This is a genomic window from Pseudarthrobacter siccitolerans (assembly GCF_001046895.1).
GTDB lineage: Bacteria > Actinomycetota > Actinomycetes > Actinomycetales > Micrococcaceae > Arthrobacter > Arthrobacter siccitolerans.
In genome coordinates this window covers 85,610-104,025 of sequence record NZ_CAQI01000059.1, presented here as the reverse complement: position 1 = coordinate 104,025, position 18,416 = coordinate 85,610, and the positions used below count along the sequence as shown (strand labels likewise).

At 65.8% G+C, this 18,416-nt stretch carries 21 protein-coding genes; 5 read left to right on the top strand and 16 right to left on the bottom strand.

The annotated features are described in order from the left end of the window. Window positions 1-25 precede the first annotated feature (25 nt). The 5 genes from ARTSIC4J27_RS20655 to ARTSIC4J27_RS20635 form a co-directional block, all read right to left on the bottom strand. Window positions 26-1,501 carry an NAD-dependent succinate-semialdehyde dehydrogenase gene (locus tag ARTSIC4J27_RS20655; protein ID WP_050057088.1) on the bottom strand — a complete coding sequence of 492 codons (1,476 nt, stop codon included), beginning with the start codon at window positions 1,499-1,501 and terminating at the stop codon, window positions 26-28. A 19-nt stretch (window positions 1,502-1,520) separates the two neighbouring features. After that, window positions 1,521-2,771 carry an iron-containing alcohol dehydrogenase gene (locus ARTSIC4J27_RS20650; RefSeq protein ID WP_050057087.1) on the bottom strand — a complete coding sequence of 417 codons (1,251 nt, stop codon included), beginning with the start codon at window positions 2,769-2,771 and terminating at the stop codon, window positions 1,521-1,523. 180 nt (window positions 2,772-2,951) lie between these two features. After that, on the bottom strand, window positions 2,952-4,922 hold the full coding sequence (locus ARTSIC4J27_RS20645) for a helix-turn-helix domain-containing protein (RefSeq protein ID WP_050057086.1): 1,971 nt from the start codon (window positions 4,920-4,922) through the stop codon (window positions 2,952-2,954). A 10-nt stretch (window positions 4,923-4,932) separates the two neighbouring features. After that, window positions 4,933-5,985, bottom strand: a complete 1,053-nt coding sequence (locus ARTSIC4J27_RS20640; RefSeq protein ID WP_050057270.1) for an LLM class flavin-dependent oxidoreductase — start codon at window positions 5,983-5,985, stop codon at window positions 4,933-4,935. Window positions 5,986-5,987: 2 nt separating this feature from the next. Then, window positions 5,988-6,692 (bottom strand): TetR/AcrR family transcriptional regulator, encoded by a 705-nt coding sequence (locus ARTSIC4J27_RS20635; protein ID WP_083435579.1) that lies wholly within the window; start codon window positions 6,690-6,692, stop codon window positions 5,988-5,990. A gap of 139 nt (window positions 6,693-6,831) precedes the next feature. On the opposite strand from ARTSIC4J27_RS20635, the gene ARTSIC4J27_RS20630 reads away from it, so the two are divergent. Together ARTSIC4J27_RS20630 and ARTSIC4J27_RS20625 are read left to right on the top strand one after the other, a co-directional pair. After that, window positions 6,832-8,217: a flavin monoamine oxidase family protein gene (locus ARTSIC4J27_RS20630; RefSeq protein ID WP_050057084.1), complete on the top strand. Its 1,386-nt coding sequence runs from the start codon at window positions 6,832-6,834 to the stop codon at window positions 8,215-8,217. 91 nt (window positions 8,218-8,308) lie between these two features. After that, complete coding sequence (locus ARTSIC4J27_RS20625) at window positions 8,309-8,791, top strand: pyridoxamine 5'-phosphate oxidase family protein (protein ID WP_050057083.1); 483 nt, start codon at window positions 8,309-8,311, stop codon at window positions 8,789-8,791. Between the two features lie 4 nt (window positions 8,792-8,795). Here the strand turns inward: ARTSIC4J27_RS20625 and ARTSIC4J27_RS20620 are convergent, their stop codons facing one another. Next, window positions 8,796-9,395: a DUF6919 domain-containing protein gene (locus ARTSIC4J27_RS20620; RefSeq protein WP_050057082.1), complete on the bottom strand. Its 600-nt coding sequence runs from the start codon at window positions 9,393-9,395 to the stop codon at window positions 8,796-8,798. A gap of 72 nt (window positions 9,396-9,467) precedes the next feature. Continuing rightward, on the bottom strand, window positions 9,468-10,067 hold the full coding sequence (locus ARTSIC4J27_RS20615; RefSeq protein ID WP_050057081.1) for a hypothetical protein: 600 nt from the start codon (window positions 10,065-10,067) through the stop codon (window positions 9,468-9,470). A 155-nt stretch (window positions 10,068-10,222) separates the two neighbouring features. Here ARTSIC4J27_RS20615 and ARTSIC4J27_RS20610 point away from each other — a divergent pair, with 155 nt between their 5' ends. After that, window positions 10,223-10,603 carry a VOC family protein gene (locus ARTSIC4J27_RS20610; RefSeq protein WP_050057080.1) on the top strand — a complete coding sequence of 127 codons (381 nt, stop codon included), beginning with the start codon at window positions 10,223-10,225 and terminating at the stop codon, window positions 10,601-10,603. 27 nt (window positions 10,604-10,630) lie between these two features. Here the strand turns inward: ARTSIC4J27_RS20610 and ARTSIC4J27_RS20605 are convergent, their stop codons facing one another. Beyond that, entirely contained in the window at window positions 10,631-11,026 is a 396-nt protein-coding gene (locus tag ARTSIC4J27_RS20605; RefSeq protein ID WP_050057079.1) for a DUF5997 family protein, read from the bottom strand. On the opposite strand from ARTSIC4J27_RS20605, the gene ARTSIC4J27_RS20600 reads away from it, so the two are divergent. After that, window positions 10,989-11,825: a LysR family substrate-binding domain-containing protein gene (locus ARTSIC4J27_RS20600; RefSeq protein WP_235436804.1), complete on the top strand. Its 837-nt coding sequence runs from the start codon at window positions 10,989-10,991 to the stop codon at window positions 11,823-11,825. The genes ARTSIC4J27_RS20605 and ARTSIC4J27_RS20600 overlap by 38 nt on opposite strands. Before the next feature lie 97 nt (window positions 11,826-11,922). Here the strand turns inward: ARTSIC4J27_RS20600 and ARTSIC4J27_RS20595 are convergent, their stop codons facing one another. From ARTSIC4J27_RS20595 to ARTSIC4J27_RS20585, 3 genes are read right to left on the bottom strand one after another with little or no spacing between them, the layout of a single operon-like run. After that, window positions 11,923-12,585, bottom strand: coding sequence for a DUF3618 domain-containing protein (locus tag ARTSIC4J27_RS20595; protein WP_050057078.1), 663 nt, complete (start codon window positions 12,583-12,585; stop codon window positions 11,923-11,925). After that, entirely contained in the window at window positions 12,582-12,992 is a 411-nt protein-coding gene (locus tag ARTSIC4J27_RS20590; RefSeq protein WP_050057077.1) for a phage holin family protein, read from the bottom strand. The genes ARTSIC4J27_RS20595 and ARTSIC4J27_RS20590 overlap by 4 nt, the downstream gene beginning before the upstream one ends. A 17-nt stretch (window positions 12,993-13,009) precedes the next feature. Then, window positions 13,010-13,888: a hypothetical protein gene (locus tag ARTSIC4J27_RS20585; RefSeq protein WP_050057076.1), complete on the bottom strand. Its 879-nt coding sequence runs from the start codon at window positions 13,886-13,888 to the stop codon at window positions 13,010-13,012. Window positions 13,889-14,161: 273 nt separating this feature from the next. Here ARTSIC4J27_RS20585 and ARTSIC4J27_RS20580 point away from each other — a divergent pair, with 273 nt between their 5' ends. Next, on the top strand, window positions 14,162-14,695 hold the full coding sequence (locus ARTSIC4J27_RS20580) for a MarR family winged helix-turn-helix transcriptional regulator (protein WP_050057075.1): 534 nt from the start codon (window positions 14,162-14,164) through the stop codon (window positions 14,693-14,695). 65 nt (window positions 14,696-14,760) lie between these two features. Here ARTSIC4J27_RS20580 and ARTSIC4J27_RS20575 read toward each other — a convergent pair whose 3' ends face one another. The 5 genes from ARTSIC4J27_RS20575 to ARTSIC4J27_RS20555 form a co-directional block, all read right to left on the bottom strand. Beyond that, a complete protein-coding gene (locus ARTSIC4J27_RS20575; protein WP_050057074.1) occupies window positions 14,761-15,069 on the bottom strand; it encodes a hypothetical protein in 309 nt (102 codons plus the stop codon). 46 nt (window positions 15,070-15,115) lie between these two features. Then, window positions 15,116-16,252, bottom strand: a complete 1,137-nt coding sequence (locus ARTSIC4J27_RS20570; protein ID WP_050057073.1) for a baeRF2 domain-containing protein — start codon at window positions 16,250-16,252, stop codon at window positions 15,116-15,118. Beyond that, the gene (locus tag ARTSIC4J27_RS20565) at window positions 16,249-16,464 is read right to left on the bottom strand and encodes a hypothetical protein (RefSeq protein WP_050057072.1); all 216 of its coding nucleotides are present in this window, start codon (window positions 16,462-16,464) and stop codon (window positions 16,249-16,251) included. Before ARTSIC4J27_RS20565 ends, ARTSIC4J27_RS20570 begins: the two co-directional genes overlap by 4 nt. Window positions 16,465-16,570: 106 nt before the next feature. After that, window positions 16,571-16,906, bottom strand: a complete 336-nt coding sequence (locus ARTSIC4J27_RS20560; RefSeq protein ID WP_050057071.1) for a hypothetical protein — start codon at window positions 16,904-16,906, stop codon at window positions 16,571-16,573. A gap of 44 nt (window positions 16,907-16,950) precedes the next feature. After that, window positions 16,951-18,207, bottom strand: coding sequence for a D-arabinono-1,4-lactone oxidase (locus ARTSIC4J27_RS20555; RefSeq protein ID WP_050057070.1), 1,257 nt, complete (start codon window positions 18,205-18,207; stop codon window positions 16,951-16,953). Window positions 18,208-18,416 lie beyond the last annotated feature (209 nt).

Genomic DNA, 18,416 nt, shown 5'->3' with positions numbered 1-18,416 from the left:
TGGGAGGAAACGAAGGCAGCGGGGGCTACCAGTCGAGGGCGATGTACTTGGTTTCGGTGAAGTCCAGCAGGCCCTGATGGGCTCCTTCGCGGCCGAGACCGCTTTGCTTGACGCCGCCGAACGGTGCTGCGGGGTCGGAAACAAGTCCCCTGTTGAGGGCCACCATGCCGCTTTCAATGCGTTCGGAGACCCGCAGTCCACGGCGGAGGTCCTCGGTAAAGACGTAGGCTGCGAGGCCGTACTCGGAGTCGTTGGCGGCGGCGATGACTTCGTCTTCGGTATCGAAGGGGATCACAGAGGCCACCGGCCCGAAGATCTCATCGCTGACCATGCGGGCCTGCAGCGGCACGTTGGTGACGACGGTGGGCGGGTAGTAGTAGCCGGCGCCCTCGATGGCCTTGCCGCCGGCGAGGAGCCTTGCGCCCTGGCTGACGGCGTCGCGGACCAGCGAGTCAACCTTGCGGACGCTGGCCTCATCGACCAGCGGACCCACCTCGGTGTCGGCGTCGGTGCCCGGCCCCACGCGCATGGCCCCCATTCGTTCGGCCAGCCGGCGGGCGAACTCGTCATGGACGCCGCGCTGGACGTAAATCCGGTTCGCGGCGGTGCAGGCCTGGCCGCCGTTGCGCATTTTGGCAATCATGGCACCATCCAGGGCCAGGTCGAGGTCTGCGTCATCAAAGACCAGGAACGGGGCATTGCCGCCGAGTTCCATGGAGCACTTGAGCACGTTGTCGGCCGCCTGGCGCAGCAGGTGGCGGCCCACACCGGTGGAACCGGTGAAGGACAGCTTCCGAACCCGCGGGTCCGCGAGGATGGGGCTCATAACGTCGTTCGTTTTGCTTGTGGTGATGATGTTGACCACCCCTGCCGGGACGCCGGCGTCGATCATCAGCTGGGCGATCGCCAACGTGGTCAGCGGCGTAAGGGTGGCGGGCTTCAGCACGGCGGTGCAGCCCGCAGCCAGCGCCGGCGCCAGCTTCCGGGTGGCCATGGCCGCCGGGAAGTTCCACGGGGTGATCAGCACGCAGACGCCGATGGGCTGGTGCTGGACGAGGATCCGGTTGGACCCCGACGGCGAAACGGACACCTCGCCGATGATCCGGACAGCTTCTTCGGCGTACCAGCGGAAGAACTCGGCGGCGTACGCCACTTCCCCGCGCGCATCGCCCAGCGCCTTTCCGTTTTCAAGCGAGATGAGGTGTGCGATCTGCTCGCTGCGTTCGGTCATCAGCTCGAAGCAGCGGCGCAGGATCTCGGCACGGCGGCGCGGGGGCGTCGCGGCCCAGTCCGGGAAAGCGGCTGCCGCGGCGTCGACGGCGGCCAGGCCGTTCTCGACGTCGGCGTCGGCGATGCCGGTGATAACGGAAGCGTCGGACGGGTTGATGACGTCGACGATGCCGCCGCCGCTGGCGTCCTGCCAGCTTCCGGCGATCAGCAGCTGGCGGGGCACCGCCAGGCCGTCGATGTCGAGGGGTTCAGAGGTTGAAAGGAGAGTCATGGGTAGTCCTTATTGCTGATCAGCGGATGGTGCGGTCGCCGGCGAAGGCGGCATTGACGATGGAGGTCACAGCGTCCAGATCCAGCGGCACGGGGTTGTTGTCGATGAGCCGCTTGGAGTTCAGCGACAGTGTGGCGATCTGCGCAAGGTCACTTTCCTGCACGCCAAGGTCTGCCAACGTGGGGGGCAGTTCGATGGCGGCGATGACCTCGTCGATCGCTTCGACACCTGCGACGGCGGCGGCCCGCTCGTCGAGCCCGCGGATATCGCGGCCCAGGGCTTCAGCGATCTGCGCCAGTTGCGGCTGGATTGCCGGGAAGTTGTGGCGGACGACGTAAGGGAGCAGGAGACCAACGCCCACACCGTGCGGAGTGTGCGTCAGGGCACCGACCGGGTACTGGATGGCGTGCGCCGCTGCCGTTCCGGCATTGCTGAGCACCACTCCCCCGTAAAGTGCCGCAAGCATCATCCCGCCGCGGGCCTCGGTGTTTTCCGCGTCCTTGTAAGCGGTGACCAGGCTGCGGCCCACGAGCCCGATGCCGTTCAGGGCAATCGAGTCCGTCAGGATGTTTTTGCCGACGAAGACCCGTTCCGAGGCCAGGGTGGAGGTCGGTTCCCGGGTGATGGCCGTGAAGGACTCCACCAGGTGGACGAAGGTATCCGCGCCGGTTGCGGCCGTCAGGGACGGCGGGCAGGAGTAGGTGAGCTCGGGATCGCATACCGCGGCGAACGGGATGATGTGGGGGCTTGAGATGCCCATCTTCATGCCCAGGTCAGGATCGGAGACGACGGCGATTGCGGTGGCTTCGGAGCCTGTTCCCGCCGTGGTGGGCAGGGCGATGACCGGCTTGGTGGGGCCGGGAACGGCGAATTCGCCGTAGTAGTCGCTCGGCTTGCCGCCATGCGTGAGCAGGACGGAGACAACCTTGGCCATGTCCATGCAGCTTCCGCCACCGAAACCGATGATCACGTCGATGTCCTGGCCTTTGAGCTCCTCGACGCAGGCGATGATCCCCGGCACCGGAAGTTCAGCCTGGGTGTCCCCATAGACCCGTACGTTCAGGTCCCGGTCCTCAAGGCTTCGAACCAGTGCCTCAAGTTCCGCTGAAACCGCCAGCCGCGGATCGGTGCAGACGAGCACGTTGGTCCCGAATTCTGCTGCGATATTGGCGATGGCGAAGCGCTGCTGGGCGCCGACAACGACACTCCGCGGCAGCCGAAGGACGCCGAAAGTTGCGGGACGGATACCCGCTGCGTGCGCACACGACATTGTGAATAACTCCTAGGGATGGGATGGGCGGCTGCTCGAAAGGTGCCGCAGATCTCAGCATTCCAGAGTGGAGTGACACCCACCATGTGGTTTTGTGCCATAGCGAAGCGCTTTAGATGTGGACCCGCGCCATGAGTCGGGGTTAAGTACTCCGGTCCGTTTGGCCAGGAGCCGGTTTGGTCAGGAACCGGCCGCGCCGACGCCTGCGGTTTTCATCCGCCACAGGCGCAGCGCCACCTGGACGTCGAGGGAGCGCGCTCCCCGGCGCCAGGAGGGACCGATCAAGGCGTCGACCCTGTCCAGCCGTTGCCGCAGCGTGTTGGTGTGGATATGGAGCGAGTCAGCCGTTTCCTGCATGGCGCCGCCGTTTTCGTGGAACATCCACGCTGTGAGGACGAGCTGGGTTCCGCGTCGCTTGTCGTAGGCCAGAAGCGGCCCCAGCTGCGCGGTCAGCAGTTGTCCGGCGAAGGGGCTGTCCATCGCTCCGAGCAGCATTCCCGCGGTACCAAGGGCAGCCCGGTCCGCTGCCTCGCCGTCACGCGAGAGGGCCTGCAGCGCGCGGAGTACGGCGTGTGCTTCGGTGTGGGCCGTCGAGAGCCGGGAGAAGCCGGTCACCGGTTCCGATGACCCGACGGTGCCCGCAATGCGGCGTCGTTTCAGCTCATTAATGATTGGCTGGCCGGTGCGGCCGCCGGTTCCGGCATCGCTGGGGCCGCCGTCGTGCCGTTCGACGGGTTCAATAATGCACAGGTGTGATTCGTGCAGGGCGATGATCCCCGGAGCGGTCTCGCGTTGCCGCCTCAGGACGGACAGCGCGCGCTGGCGCTGGTCATCACTGACCCCCACCACGCGCACCACGAGCTGAAGGTGGTTTGCCAGACCGAACTGCGCTGCCCTGCGGGTTAGCGCCGCGGCTTGTTCAGAACGGGGATTGAGCAGGTCATCAATGAGTTCGAGCTGGAGCCGGTATTGGGCGTCCTGGTAAGTACGTTCAAACAGCAGCGACACACTGAGCACCAGTGCGCTGCGTTCCAAGACGGCAAGCTGGGCCGGGCTGAGTTCCTCGGTAACGATGAGGGAGGCGAGATGCTGCTCGCCCGCGACGGCGGACATCACCGTATATCTCTTCTTCCCCACCTCGAATTGGACGGCCGAGCTTTTGGCGGCAGATTCCTCGGCTGCGCTCAACGCCGCCAAGCTTCCGAAGTCCGGATCCGCTGCCATTCCCGCCAGCGGTTCGCCCATGGGTGAAACCAGGGAAACAGGGGCGTTCAGGGACTCGGCCAGCAGATCGAGCAGGTGTGGAAGGCTGCCGGCCGAGGCCAGGGTCTCCATGAGCCGGCGGTCCAGCGTTGAGAGCTCTTCAAGGGCCCGGACATGGGACAGGTTCTGCTGGCGCGCCTGGTCCAGCCGCGCCAGGGCATCAGCCATCTCGGTGAAGTAGCGGGCGTTCTCCAGCGCCACCGCCGCGTGTGTACCGATGGATTCCATGAGTGCAACGTCGTCGCTGCTGAAGTCATGCGCATGCCTGTCGGCAACGAGCAACGCGCCGATGACTTTCCCTTCCGCGCGAAGGGGGACACCCATGATCGCCCGGACCCCCTCGGCTGCCACAGCAGCGTCACTGGACTCCAGATGGGATTTGGTTTCGTCCAACAGGTAGTCTGCGCTCTGGGCAGGTGCTTCGCCGGTGGCCACGGCGCCGAGTACGCCTTCACCCAAAGGCATGCGGATATTGCGGAACATAGCGGTGGTCGCGCCGTCGGTCACCCGGACGTAGGACTCGCCGGTTTCATAGTCGTTCAGGCTGAGGTAGGCGATGTCGCTGCCGATGAGGGAGCGGGTGCGTCGGACGATGGCCTTAAGCACTGCCTCGACGTCGCGGATGCCCGTCAAGTCGGTCGCCGTATCGTAGAGGACCCGCAGCAGGCCCTCCCGGCGGGAGGCCTCCCATAACCGGGCGTTTAACCGGCGTGCGGCCGCCGCGCTGGCCTGGTCGATGACGCCGCCGTCGAGCCAAGCGGACAGCCTCGTCTCCAGTTCAGCCGCGGAAACGCCACGATCAAGCATGGCCATGATCTGGCCGGCAGAACTCGCAGCGTCTGACGGACCCGCCCCGGTGTGCACGGCAGGATTGTCATTGGCGCCCATGGACCAGACTTTACTCCCGGTCCTGCCCGGCCCCGGCGGGAGACCATCCCAGGGCCGGACCCAACTTGCCTGCGATGTCGGTAAGGATCTGGAGGTAATCCTCGTGGTCGAAGCTGAAAGGCAGTGCGAACGCCACCTCATCGACTTCCTGGAATCCTGCATGGGCGTACAGCTGCCCGGCGATCTCGTCACTGGTGCCGATGAGGTCCGGGGCGAACAGCATGCCCTTGGGCCCTTGCGGCGCCCGTGTCCGGGGAGTGCGCTCATCGACGTACCGCCGGTACTTCGCCCGCTGGCCCGGTGACGCCGAATCGGTGGGGATCACCACCAATCCCTGGGACACCCGTGCCGGATGCGCTTGCGCCGATGCGGCGGCCTCCCGGAAGGCACGGATCTGCGACTGCTGGATCTGGGCAAAGTCCGGTTCCTGATCAGGTTCGGGGAAAACCACGCTGCTGGCGAGGAGGTTGAAGCCGTTCGCCCCGGCCCAAACGGCCGACTTCCTGCTGCCCGCCCCGTACCAGAGGCGGTCCCGCAGCCCGGGGGAGTGCGGCTCGACGCGGTTGGAGAATTCCTCCACCACCCCTTGCTTGCCCGAAAGGTCCCTGACAGGTTCTCCTGATACCAGGCGTGCCAGCCGGTCCATCCGGGCGTAGCTGAAGTCCTCCAGTTCCGCGGAATCCGGGTACAGCTCGTGCCTCACGGTGTCGTAGTGCATCGGTTCCCCCACGCTCAGCCCGGGATTGATCCGTCCCCCGGCGAGCAGGTCCACGGTGGCCAGGTCCTCGGCCAGGCGCAGCGGGTTTTCCCAGCCCAGGGGGGTCACCGCCGTGCCGAGTTCGATCCGGGAGGTGCGCTGGCTGGCTGCGGCCATCATCGCGATAGGGGAGGAGATGCCAAACTGCAGATGGCGGTGGCGCAGCCACGCGCTGTCGAATCCAAGCCGCTCGCCCAGTTCGATGATCTCCAGCGTAGATTGGTGGCCTGCGGCGGGATTGGCCGGATCGAAAAGGCCAATCGTCAGGAAGCCAAGCTTGCGCAAGGGGCGTGTGGGCTCGGGCACGTTCACCCCCGCAGCGCGCCCAGCCCGGAGATCAGCGCCTCAAGCCCGAGCTCGAACGCCACATCAGCCGGCCGCCCCAGTCCGCGGCCGGCAGCAGCCTGGCCGGCAGCGCTTCGGACAGCAGCGGTGAAGTGGGGCGTCGAGTCCGCCATGGAGCCGGAATCGAAGATGTCCTCGGGCGCCGTGACGTCGTACGCAGAGCCAAAAATAAAGGACTCAAGCGCCACAATCGATGAAACCACCCGCTCCTGCGGGAAGCCGGCGTCGAGGAAACCCTTGCTGACGGTCTCGTACATGGCCAGGGTCTGCGGCGCGTCGGTCACCGGAAGGACGGCAATAACAGGAATCAGCGGCGTGTGCTCGGCAAAGACATTCCGGTAACTCCAGGCCCAGCTGCGTACCGCTTCTTCCCACGGCGCGGAGCCGAAATCGGACACGTCCACCAGGGACGTGAGATGGTCCTCCACCAGGAGCAGGACGTCCCGTTTCGACGCCACATGGTTGTAAAGGGCCGACGGCGCCACGTCCAGTTCCTTGGCCAGGCCCGCCATGGTGAGGCCGTCGTAGCCCTTGCGGTTGATGAGTTGCAGCGCCGCCGCCGTGATTCCGGCCTTGTCCAGCAGCGCGGCAGAAGGCCGTCCGGCCCGCCGTCTCACAGCGCTCCCGTTCCCCGCGGTGCGTCCCTCTACGGCTGGTACTGCCGGCATCACTGGCCTTTCTCTGGTGGTCACCTGCATTATTCCATCCGGCACTTCCGGTCCCGGCGCCAAACAGCTATAGTTCTAATAAATGAATGACATTCATTTAGTGCTCCCCGTCACAGGAGGGAGCTCAAGAGAGGACATCATGCTGAACCTGAACCGCGACGTCGTTGTCGTTGGAGCCGGGCCCTCCGGACTGACCGCAGCCCGTGAGCTGAAGAAGGCCGGCCTCACTGTCACCGTGCTTGAGGCGCGGGACCGCGTGGGCGGCCGCACCTGGACCGATACTGTCGACGGCGCCATGCTGGAAATCGGCGGCCAGTGGGTCTCGCCGGACCAGACCGTACTCCTGGAGCTCCTCCAGGAACTGAACCTGGAAACCTACCCGCGCTACCGCGAGGGCGAGTCGGTGTACATCGGCAAGGACGGTATCCCCGTCCGCTACACCGGCGACACGTTCCCCGTGGACCCGGACACCGAAGCCGAGATGAACAAGCTCATCGCCCTGCTGGACGGGCTCGCCGCAGAAATTGGCCCCACCGAACCCTGGGCCCACCCCAAGGCGCGCGAGCTGGACACCATTTCGTTCCACCACTGGCTGCGGCAGCACTCCGCCAACGAGGAAGCCTGCAACAACATCGGCCTCTTCATCGCCGGCGGCATGCTCACCAAGCCAGCCCACGCCTTCTCCGCCCTGCAGGCGGTGCTGATGGCCGCGTCCGCGGGCTCCTTCACCCACCTCACGGACGAAGATTTCATCCTGGACCGGCGCGTGGTGGGCGGCATGCAGCAGGTCTCCCTGCTGATGGCACAGGAGTTGGGGGACGACGTCGTCCTTAACTCCCCGGTGCGCACCGTCAACTGGGAGCCGGACGCCGACGGCGGGCAGCACGTCACCGTCGTCTCCGAGCAGGCCACCGTCAACGCCCGCTTCGTGATCATGGCCGTGCCGCCCAACCTGTACTCCCGCGTCTCGTTCAACCCGCCGCTGCCGCGCCGCCAGCACCAAATGCACCAGCACCAGTCCCTGGGCCTGGTCATCAAGGTCCACGCCGTCTACAACCGGCCGTTCTGGCGGAACTCCGGCCTGTCCGGCACCTGCTTCGGCGCCGGATCACTGGTTCAGGAGGTCTACGACAACACCAACTTCGGCGACACCCGCGGAACCCTGGTGGGCTTCATCTCCGATGAAAAGGCCGACGCCGTCTTCGAGCTGGGTGCCGACGAACGCAAGCGTGCCGTCCTGGAGTCCATCGCAGGCTTCCTCGGCGCCGAGGCGCTGGAGCCGGAGGTCTACTACGAGTCCGACTGGGGCTCGGAGGAATGGACCCGCGGAGCCTACGCCTCCAGCTACGACCTCGGCGGCCTCCACCGCTACGGGAAAGACCAGCACGCGCCCGTTGGGCCCATTTACTGGTCCTCCTCAGATCTGGCCGCGGAAGGCTACCAGCACGTGGACGGCGCCATCCGGATGGGCCAGCGCACGGCGGCCAGCATCTGTGCGGCGGCGAAGGTTGCCGTCCCGGCCTGAAGCAGGGGAGCACGCCGGTAGATTCTAAGCATGCTTACCAATAGGCTGGGCGATGGGGAGCGTCCCCGCATGCAGACGAACGAGGTGAGACATGACTGACACCGAGAGCATCAGCAAGGTTACGGACATCATCAACCATTCCCACATCGGAATGTTGACCACCATCGACGAAGAAGGCGCGCTCGTCAGCCGGCCGCTTGCCGTCCAGGATGTTAAGGACGACGGCGACATGTGGTTCTTCACCGGGCTCGGCACCTCGCAGGTGGCCCACGTCCGGGCCGACCCGCGTGTGAACGTTTCCTTCGGGAAAAACACCGATTGGGTCTCGGTGGCCGGCACCGCTGAAGTGGTGACGGACCGTGAAAAGATCCGTCAGATGTGGAACCAGGCCGTGGAGGCGTGGTTCCCGGACGGTCCGGACACCCCTGAAGTGTGCCTGCTCCGGGTCGACTCGGACTCCGCCGAGTACTGGACCAGCCCCGGCGGGACCGCCGCCACCGTGTTCCAGTGGGTCAAGTCCAAGGTCACCAACAGCCGGATGAGCGTGGGCGAAAGCGGGACCGTAGAGCTCTAAAGAACTACGGACCGGTCAGGGCGCCGAGGACGGCGGGCAGCAGTACGTCGTCCCGGCCCCACACCGGGTCCAGGATCTCCACGTACCAGGAGTCGGCCAGCAACAGGGCCAACGTGTCATTGGTTTCGTTGGCCCAGTCCTGGATCTGATCCTCGGTCACCGGATTCTCGCTGGACCCCAGGACCGTCACCACCTCGCCGCCATCCAGCGTCACCGGGATAGCGGCGTTGCTGGTTTCTCCCGGGGCATGGGCCACGGTCACCAGCTCGGACCGGGTGGAGAGAGCCAGGAGCTCGGCAGCAGCTTCGGCGCTGCAGAACCCTGTGACATACTGCCGCTGCACCAGGCCGCCGGACTGCAACCCCGGCTGCGATTCCTTGGTGAACAGTCCGTTCCGGTTCAGGACGGCAAGCCCGACGGCGATCGGTGCGGTTTCGTCGTCGAAGCTGGCCGTGAAGGTGGCCGGCTGGAACTCGCTGTTTCCTTCGAGCCAGCGCGCCGTCAGTTCACCAGCGGCCGCGAGAGTGGTGGCTTGGCGCCAGGCACCCCGGTCCTCCAGCCGCCTGCCGAACTGGTCGCGGTCTTCCGTTTCTTGAAGGTCCATCCTCGGATGCTACGGCGCCCCGGCGCCGGACTCCAGTGACGGCGACACAGCACTTAATGCGCGGAACAGCAGCTAACGCCCCTTGGCAGAGATTCCCGCCGCCTGCTCAGCCGCGGCGAGGGCGCGGCCAAAGCGTTCGACGGCGGGCGGGTACTCCTGGTGCCGGGCGGCGCGCAGCTGCTCGGCCTCCCGCATGGCCTTGATCACCGCCGCGGTGTGCGGCAGGCGCACGTCAGTCATCGCTGGGTAGTCGATGCAGTAGGCCGGATCCAGTTCGTAGCGGCGCCAGCGCTCCAGCAGCATGCTGTGCTCAACCTGCGCTGCCGTATAAAGGGGCAGGTATTCCCGGCGCTGGCGCCGGTCAGACAGCCATGACATCAACCGCGGGCTGCCCCGGTAGGCCGCGATCCCGGACGCCACGGCAGCACCGGCGAGGAACAGCCCTGCCCACGGGGAGGACAACGTGGGAATGAGCAGGGCGGGGAGGGCAACCGCCGATCCGAGGAACAGATCCCAGAACAACTGGTCCGACCGCTCAGGCTCCAGGCCTGCGCCGGCCAGCGACCGTCGTCGGACCTGGAACACCGTGGCGGCCACGCTCACCACCAGCACGGCCCCACACAGCAGAAGGACCAATGCCCCTTGGAACAGGGATTCTGCGATGGCTGCCACCTTGCACCTCCACGTCCGCACGCCCGGGCGTCAGTCCGGGCTGGTCCTTCCATTGGAGCGCCTTCCCGCGCCAGGGTCAATGGCTCCCGGCTGGGACAGTCCGGGAGCATGGGCAGTCTTCCCGGCCGTGCCACAAGCCACGTACGGTGGGACCCATGAGACTCAAAATGTGCAGCATCCATGTCCAGGACCCAGCGGCCGCCCACACCTTCTACACGGAGACCCTTGGCTTCGAAACACTGATGGCCATGCCCGAGTACAACCTGTTCATCATCAAGGACCCCGGCGCGGACCAGGGCTCAGTGGGCCTGCTGCTGGAACCGAGCGACAATCCCATCGCAGCGGACTACATGAACGCGCTGCACAAGGCCGGGCTCCCGGCGATCGTTTTCGGCGTGCCGGACGTGCAGGCGGAGTACGAGCGGCTCACCCAGGCGGGCGTCACCTTCAAGGGTGAGCCGGCCGAGGACCCGTCCGGGATCAGCGCCGTGTTCGACGACGGCTGCGGCAACTTCATCCAGCTGCACCAGGACTGACGTCCCGGTTTCGCGGAAGGGCAGCGGTCAGGCCCGGGCCCGCTTGGCTTCCTTCTTGGCAGCTTCTTCCTTCACCCGCTGGGCCTCGGCCCGGACAGCGGCATGCGTGGCGCGCTCGGCGACCAGCCACGCCGGGGGAGCCTGCAGCAGCGCGGTGATTTCCGCCGTCGTGAGCGCTTCCTCAACGCCGCCGCGTGCCAGGCCGCTGATGGACACGTTCAGCTTCTGGGCCACTACCGGGCGGGGGTGCGGGCCGTTGCGGCGGAGTTCGGCGAGCCATTCCGGCGGATTGGCCTGGAGTTCGGCGAACTCCTCCCGGCTGATGGTGGATTCCTGGAACTCCTGCGGTGTTGCGGGCAGGTAGATGCCAAGTTTCTTGGCAACGGTGGCCGGCTTCATGGACTGGGAGTTTGCAGAGGTCATGCTTCAAGGGTATCCGGGCGGACGGTACTGTGAAGACGTGCCCACCGACAACACCCCCCAGCCAGACGCCGCTCCCTTAGGGTCTGCCGATCCCGCCGCCGGGGAAGCTTCCCGCGTCCTCCGCGTCGCCTACGTGGCGGGGGTGACGCCGGGAAAGTGGATCCGCCGGTGGGAGGAGCGGGTGCAGCATGTGCCGCTGCAGGCTTTTATGGCCGACGACGGCGCGCAGGTCCAGGTGCTGCATGACGGTTCCGCGGACCTCAGCTTCGTCCGCCTTCCGGTGGAGCGCGAGGGCCTCAGCGTGATTCCGCTGTACGAAGAGCAGCCCGTGGTGGTGGCGCCGAAGGGCCACGAGATCTCGGTGTTCGAGGAAGTGGCGCTTGCCGACCTGGAGGAGGAGTCCTTCCTGGACGTGGCCGCGCTCGGCGGCCCGGAAGCCGCACTGCAGGTGGTGGCCACCGGGGCGGGACTGGCCATCCTGCCGATGTCCGTGGCCAGGCACTTCAACGTCAAGGACACCGTGGCCAGGCGGCTGTCCGGGGCACCCACTACGGAGATTGGGGTTGCATGGCCCGCCGATTCCACGGATGAGGTCATCGAGGAGTTCATCGGGATTGTGCGTGGACGGACGGCCCAAAGCTCGCGCCAGCCGTCCGCCCAGCCCGTCAAAGTCAAGAAGGACCCCAAACCGGACCGACGGGGCACCGGAGCCAAGAAGGCCCCGAAGGTTGCCCAGCGCTATGCCCCGAACCCGGATAAGGGCCGCGGCAAGGGTTCGCGGAAAAAGGGCAAGCGCTAGCACCGCCGGGCCTCACACGAAGCCACAGACGCAGGAAGGCCGGCCCCTTGCGGAGCCGGCCTTCCTGGACCTGGGATGTCCCTACCTCGGGTAGGTCCTACGTGTTCTGGACGTGGTCTTTGGCGTCGGTGGCGCGGTCTTTGACGTCGGTGGCGGCGTGTTGGCCTTCGGCTTTGACGTTCTGTGCTGCTTCGGTGGCGGTGGCTTTGACGTTGTCCATCGCTTCCTGGGCTGGTTCCTTGAGGTCCTGGACCATGTCCTTGGCGGCGTCGGTGACCTGGGTGGCGAGGGGTTCGGCGGCGGTCTTGAGTTGCTGGGCCGCTTCGCGTTCCTTCTGGCTGGCCGGGATCAGGGACGAGATGAGCATCCCGGCGCCGAACGCGATCAGCCCCGCGGCCAGGGGGTTGCCCTGGGTCTGGGTTTTGATCTGGTCCGGTGCGTGCGAGATCGCGGTGCCCGCGTCGGAGAGTTTGGCGCTGACGTTGTCCTTGGCCCCGTGCAGGGTCTCTCCGGTGCTGTGCAGGGCGTCGGTGGTGTGCCCGGCGCCCGAGTGGGCCCTGTCCTGGACCGAGGATGTTGCTGAGTCGGCTGCTCCCATGATTCGCTCCTTCACGCCGGTGACGGCGTCTTTGACCTTGTCGGTCTGGCGGTGGACGATGTTGGATGGGGTGACTTTGTCCGCGACCGCGTCGACGTTGGTGCCCAGGCGGGCGCGGGTGGCTTCTATGTCTGAACGGATTGCGTCCGGGTTATCGCTCATCGGTTTACCTCACCTGGTTTTAGGGTTGGGGGAATTTCGGAGAGTGTTTCGCCCGTCTGGGGCATGCCCTGGATCTGCTTGAGGTTCTTGCGGCCGATCGAGGCCAGGACCGCGGCGATGATGGCCCAGATCACGGCGACGATCACGGCGGCCCAGCCCAGCGGCATCAGCGCGCCCAGGGCGAACATCAGGGCCAGGGACAGGAATACCAGGACGAAGTGTCCGGCCACGCCGGCGCCGGCGAGCATTCCGCCGCCTTTGCCGGCCTTGGTGGCGGACTGTTTCAGTTCGGCCTTGGCCAGTTCCACTTCCTGGCGCATCAGGGTGGACAAGTCCCGGGTCACCTCGCCCAGGAGCTCACCCAGCGACGCGTTGTCCGCTTTCGCGTGCGCCTCACTCGGCGGCATCTCCGGAATCTGGCTACTCACAGTTGGCGTCCTTCCGTTGACCGATAGGTGCCGTCAGCGGCACGGTAGCTGCCGTCCTCGTCACGGTAGGGGTCATCTTCGAACCGGAGTGGGCTGTCGTCGGCGGTGCCTGACGGAAGCGTGGAGGTGGATACCGGCGCTCCGGTGCCTACCACGGGCTCGTCAAACAGATCGTCCGTGCCGGCTGCGTATACCGTCTCCTGGCGGAGCGGCGCTACGGGCGCGGACTGGACCGGCCGCCGGGCAGCGGCGGATTGCACGGCACCTTGGGAATCGGTGGCTCCTGCAGTGAGGCCGCGGGTGAGCCGCCCTGCCAGGACACCGGCGCCTGCTGCGAGCAGGAGGAAGGTGCCGGGGCGGTTCCGGGCGAACCTCTGTACTTCGCCGAGCAGGTCACCCGGCTGCTTGTTCTCAAGCCAGGAAGCTACGGATTCACTGCGCTGGGCGGCCTGGCGGATGAGGTCGCTGGCCATGCCCTGCTGGTCCGGTGCGCTTGCCATGCTGTGCAGCTGGCTGGAGATGGTTCGGATGCCCTCGGCCGCCTTCTGCTGCTGCGTGCCGGCCTGGCTGGTGAGTCCCGACTTGGCCTGGGACAACAGATCCTGGGCGCTGCTCTTGGCCTCGGAAGCCACGTTGGCCGCTTCGTCCTTCGCCGTGTGGGCCACGCCCTGGGCTGCAGAGGCGGCGTGGCCGGCCACGTTGGAAGCCTCTTCCTTTGCCGTCTCCTTCTTGGATGTACCTGCTGTACCTGCGGTGCCGGTAGTGGACGGGGTGGCCGCTGGAGTGGCGTAGGTATCCTCAACGCCCGGTTCAGAAGCTACGTAAGGGTCCGGGATAGCAGGGTTGGGGGTCTGGGGCCATTGGTTCTCTGTCATCATGCTCTCTTTCGCAAAGGGTCAGCTGGCGATCAAGAACCAGCAGTGCTGGCAGTGTTAGTAAGCAGGGTTACTACTTAGATACTAAGCACACTTCCCATTTGGATTGCAAGGGGGGATGTTCAGAGGTTTCCGCTTAATCCCCCCTGCTGGCAGGGTGGATAGTAAGCCTACTTGCGAACAGGATGCTAAGCATGCTTATTGTAGGTAGGTAGCGACGCATGAAGGGGTAACTACGCCCGCACTTCGCCACCTACAGGAAGGCCGCGGCCGATGACGAGCAACCTCGATCCGGATGCACGGAACAGCTACCGCCTTATTACGCTGGCGGCGCGTCTGGTCCAGCGGCGTCAGGATGATGCTCTGGCGCCCCTGGGCCTGACCCGTGCAGCTGTTATAGCCCTGGAAGGGCTGGCAGCCGGACCCCTCAACCAGGAGCAACTTGCCGAAGTGGTCCGGGTGCAGAGCCAGACCCTGGGCCGGGTGCTTACCCGGCTCGAGGGGTCAGGGCATATCACCCGGACACGCCAGTCCAAAGACCGCAGGCAGTTTAAGGTCGAGCTCACCGATTTCGGCCGGGCGGCCCTCGACGCAGCCCGGCAGGCGGAAATCGATGCGTACCCGGACGATCCGGAGATCTCCTGGAAGGTCCTGCAGGATGAGCTCACCAAGTTCATCCGGGCGGTACCGCCCGGCAGGGACCCGGAGGTGGTTCCTTTTGTTGTGCCTGACCACCACCGCTCTCCACGCCGGTTTCCGGGCACGCGCGGCCACGGCTTTCGCGGGCAGGACCATCCGCAGCAGTAAAACGAAAGCATGAAAGAGGGGCAGGGCCAGTTCACACCGCCCTGCCCCTCTTCCTCTGCCGCTGACTACTTGTTGTTCTCCTGGTCTCCGGTTCCGGTGGAATCGTTGTTGTCCAACAAGCCCCGCTGGGCAAGGTCGGCGGCCTCCGAAGCCTCGGCCGGCAGCGGATCAGTTGCCGGCGGAACGTCACCGGGTGCATAGTCTGCAAGGCCGGCGGCAACCCGTTCCTGTTCGGCGGCGGCCTGGTACGCGTCGTCGTCAACGTCCTCCGGCATTTTACCGTGGCCCGTCCGGGTGGGATTGGGCAGCGCATCCTCTTCGGGGATGATCACGCCGCCCGGGGCAAGGTTTTCGTTGTCGTTTTCGTTTGCCATGGTGTGCCTTCCTTCCTGTCGGTTGGGTTGCTGCGGTGTGGATGACTTACGACGACGGGACCTCGGGGCCCGTGGACCAGCGCAGCAGGGCTGCCACATCAGCGCCCTCCGGCAGTACCGGACCCGGAACCAGCAGGACCCGTGCATCGGTCAGTGCGGCCGCACGCAGCAGGGCCGCGGGAGCAGGGACTTTGCCGAGCACGTTGGCCCCCAGGGATTCCTCCTCCGCCGTGGCAATCCACGGCTCGGCGTCGAGTGCCAGCAGGGTCCGTTCCGAAAGTGCGGCGTCATCCAGGATCAGCACGTCCACCTGGGCCTGCTGCAGCGCGTGCACAACAGCCCCGATCCCCGTGGCTGATTCCGGATTGGCCTGGCCCTCCTGCATGGCCAGCCGGTCCATGATCTCCTGCTGTTCGGCGGCCCACTGTTCGGCCACCCGCTCGTTGACCTGGTCTTCCAAAAGACCCTGGTCGGCGCCTGCCGTGTGGGTGTGGGAATCAATTATGGATACCAGTGCCTGGGTGGCTTTGGCGAGTTGCTCCTGCACCAACCTGCGTGCATGGATGTCGCCTGCGAGGACCACCAGCCGTGCACCGCTGCTGCCCACCACGCGGTCGATTTCCTCGGCCACCTGGTCTGCGTTGCGGCGCCAGACATCCTCGGTGTGGTGCTGGAAGCGGAGGTGTGCCCAGCCGCCGCCCTGGAACTTCTTGATGTGCTGGGTGTCGCCCTGGACTTCCTCGGTGCTCGCCGGAGCCCCGGCTCCGGCGTAGTGCAGGCGGATCTCGCCGTGTTCGCGGCTTACCTCCGCAACAACGAACGGGAATTCCTCCGGCCGGTGCTTTACCAGCGGCAGGAGATCGGGAATGGGATCCACCGAAATCCGTTCCGGCAGAACAAGTTCTCCGGGCAGGACCTCATTGATCTCCACGTTTCCCTGATGCACCAGGACAAACCGGGACACCGGGGAGGGGACGCCTGCTTCCGGTTGCAGGGCCTGCTCCGCTGCGTCAAGGTCGGCCGTGGAAGCGCCCTGCGCCTTGAGGGTGGCACGGACATTACCGGGCCGGACGTCGCCTGCTTCCAGGCTGTCCACGGTGCCTGTTCCCGCATCTACATAGGCGGTGCACCAAGGGCCGGGGAGCCGGTACCGGTCCGCGTGCTCCTTCAGGCTCCTGGTCACTGTTCCTCCTCCCCATCTGTGATGGAGTCGGGGGAAGCGACCGGATTCAGGGCCTCCCGCACTTCAGCAGGATCGGTGTCGTCGGGGAAAGGGTCGGTTTCGCGCCATTCCTCCGCATGGGGAGGTTGGTTTGCGTGGACCGCGCCCTGGGTTTCGTGCTTCATCTGGTCATCCAGATTGGAGCCGTGTTTGGTGTTGCCGCGTTCAGCCATGACGATCTCCTTCGCTCGTGAATTTAGTATCACAGGCTTACTAGTTCGTCACTTCACCGTAGCACCAGGATGCTGCAGTCAAAAGGGGCAGTGCGGGCCATTCTGGCTAGGCTGCGCAGGCATCTTTCAGGGCCTGGACTGACTCGGACGGCACCTGGTCCCCGGCCTCAGCAATCTCGCCCAACGGCGTCGCAATTTCAGCGGGGACGCCTGCGGTGCGGGCGGCTGAGACCAGCCCGCCGAGGGCCTGTTTGTCCTCCATGCTGACCAGGCCGTCCTGGACCACGGCGCAGATCTGCCGCTTCACTTCTTCCGCCGCAGCCGTAGCCACCTTCGACGCGGCGTCGCTGGCAGCATTTCCGGCAGCTTCCTCGACGGCGCCGCAGCCCGCCAGCAGGAGCATCAGGGGGACGGCGGACAGGGCTGCAAGGCGACGGTTCATGGTTCCAGCCTAACAACCGGCCCGCCTGCAGGAGTCCCGGGCCGTTACCTGCCGCTCGCCGCCGGGACGCCGAGGATGGCGTCCAGCAGTCCGTTGCGGAACTTGCCCTCGGGATCGTGGGAGGAGGCCAGGGACCGGAATCCGGCGAAGCGGGGATACAGCGCCTCCCAGTCGTGCCCCGCCGGGGAGAACAGCTTGCCCCAGTGCGGCCGGGCGCCAAAAGGCCTGAGCAGGTCCTCGAGTTCAGGAAGGAGCGCTTCAACCTCGGGCTGGAGCGGCTTCCAGGTGAAATGCAGTGCCACGCTCTGCTGCCGGTAGAAAGGGCTCAGCCAGAACTCATCAGCCGCACCGGTACGGATTTCCGAGACGAAAAGCAGGGGCGCCAGCTTGTCCGCCAGGCTGCGGACTGCCTCAAGCGCCGCCGGCGCATGCTCCAGTGGAAGGATGAATTCACTCTGCAGTTCCTCACCCTTGCTGGGTGTGAACTCGTGCCGGAAATGCGGCAGCCGGTCGAGCCACTGTCCCGGCTCATCAAGCTGGATGGTGCAGTTTTCAGCGGACATGTCCGGCAGCGGGTGGCGGGGAAGTCTCGCTGCGGTGGCACCGAACAGGTCAGCCAGTGGACGCTCGGAATCAAGGGCCTTAACCCACACCTGGCTGATCGTTTCACCGGCATAGTCCGTGAACAGGCTGACGCTGTAGGCGCCGGACACGATGTCCGTGAAGTCCGTCAGCGCACGTTCCCACGGCAGGTTCTCCAGGACGCGCTGGCGCATCCGGAAGCTGGGCTGCACCGTCAGTTCCAGGCCCGTCACAATGCCCATGGCGCCCAGGCCCACTACGCTGGCCAGGAAGTCGTCACCGTCGGCCCGGGTCAGGGTAACGCATTCGCCCGAGGGCCGGACCAGGTCGATGGACTCCACGGCGCCGGCCAGCGAGGGATTGTTCACCCCGGAGCCGTGCGTTCCGGTCTGGACAGCTCCTGCCACCGAGATATGGGGGAGGGATGCGAGGTTGTGGATGGCCATACCGGACTGTTCGAGGGTGCGGCACAGGGCCCCGTAGCTGACACCCCCGCTGACCTTGACGGTATGCCGCTGCGGATTAAGGACGATCTGCTGGGGCAGGGCGTCGAGCAGCACATGCACCCCGTCAGTATCTCCAACCCGGTTAAAAGAGTGCCGGGATCCCAAAGCCTTGATGCGGCCCGCCCGCTGCACAATCCGGGCCAGTTCCGCTACCGATTCCGGCCGTTCAACATGCGCTGAGGAGTATTCGAGGTTGCCTGCCCAGTTCTTCAAAAGTCAGCTTTCCAGTGGGGGACGAAATATCGCTCCATCAACTGTCAGCGCTAACAACAGGGGGTGTCAAGGCACTTCCATGGACGGTCAAGCTTTCCCGCGCACGATGCATTACTGCCGGTCCAACCGGGTACGGACAACCTGAACCGCCGCTCACCTGAAATTCGTCGGCCGGCGCCGTTCGGCGTGCGCGTGAATCGTGGCAGAGT

Excerpts from the sequence above, each read along its gene's own strand:
- ARTSIC4J27_RS20655 (WP_050057088.1), bottom strand. The coding sequence starts at position 1,501 with ATGACTCTCCTTTCAACCTCTGAACCCCTCGACATCGACGGCCTGGCG.
- ARTSIC4J27_RS20650 (WP_050057087.1), bottom strand. The coding sequence starts at position 2,771 with ATGTCGTGTGCGCACGCAGCGGGTATCCGTCCCGCAACTTTCGGCGTC.
- ARTSIC4J27_RS20645 (WP_050057086.1), bottom strand. The coding sequence starts at position 4,922 with ATGGGCGCCAATGACAATCCTGCCGTGCACACCGGGGCGGGTCCGTCA.
- ARTSIC4J27_RS20635 (WP_083435579.1), bottom strand. The coding sequence starts at position 6,692 with ATGCCGGCAGTACCAGCCGTAGAGGGACGCACCGCGGGGAACGGGAGC.
- ARTSIC4J27_RS20630 (WP_050057084.1), top strand. The coding sequence starts at position 6,832 with ATGCTGAACCTGAACCGCGACGTCGTTGTCGTTGGAGCCGGGCCCTCC.
- ARTSIC4J27_RS20625 (WP_050057083.1), top strand. The coding sequence starts at position 8,309 with ATGACTGACACCGAGAGCATCAGCAAGGTTACGGACATCATCAACCAT.
- ARTSIC4J27_RS20620 (WP_050057082.1), bottom strand. The coding sequence starts at position 9,395 with ATGGACCTTCAAGAAACGGAAGACCGCGACCAGTTCGGCAGGCGGCTG.
- ARTSIC4J27_RS20610 (WP_050057080.1), top strand. The coding sequence starts at position 10,223 with ATGAGACTCAAAATGTGCAGCATCCATGTCCAGGACCCAGCGGCCGCC.
- ARTSIC4J27_RS20605 (WP_050057079.1), bottom strand. The coding sequence starts at position 11,026 with ATGACCTCTGCAAACTCCCAGTCCATGAAGCCGGCCACCGTTGCCAAG.
- ARTSIC4J27_RS20595 (WP_050057078.1), bottom strand. The coding sequence starts at position 12,585 with ATGAGCGATAACCCGGACGCAATCCGTTCAGACATAGAAGCCACCCGC.
- ARTSIC4J27_RS20590 (WP_050057077.1), bottom strand. The coding sequence starts at position 12,992 with ATGCCGCCGAGTGAGGCGCACGCGAAAGCGGACAACGCGTCGCTGGGT.
- ARTSIC4J27_RS20585 (WP_050057076.1), bottom strand. The coding sequence starts at position 13,888 with ATGACAGAGAACCAATGGCCCCAGACCCCCAACCCTGCTATCCCGGAC.
- ARTSIC4J27_RS20580 (WP_050057075.1), top strand. The coding sequence starts at position 14,162 with ATGACGAGCAACCTCGATCCGGATGCACGGAACAGCTACCGCCTTATT.
- ARTSIC4J27_RS20575 (WP_050057074.1), bottom strand. The coding sequence starts at position 15,069 with ATGGCAAACGAAAACGACAACGAAAACCTTGCCCCGGGCGGCGTGATC.
- ARTSIC4J27_RS20565 (WP_050057072.1), bottom strand. The coding sequence starts at position 16,464 with ATGGCTGAACGCGGCAACACCAAACACGGCTCCAATCTGGATGACCAG.
- ARTSIC4J27_RS20560 (WP_050057071.1), bottom strand. The coding sequence starts at position 16,906 with ATGAACCGTCGCCTTGCAGCCCTGTCCGCCGTCCCCCTGATGCTCCTG.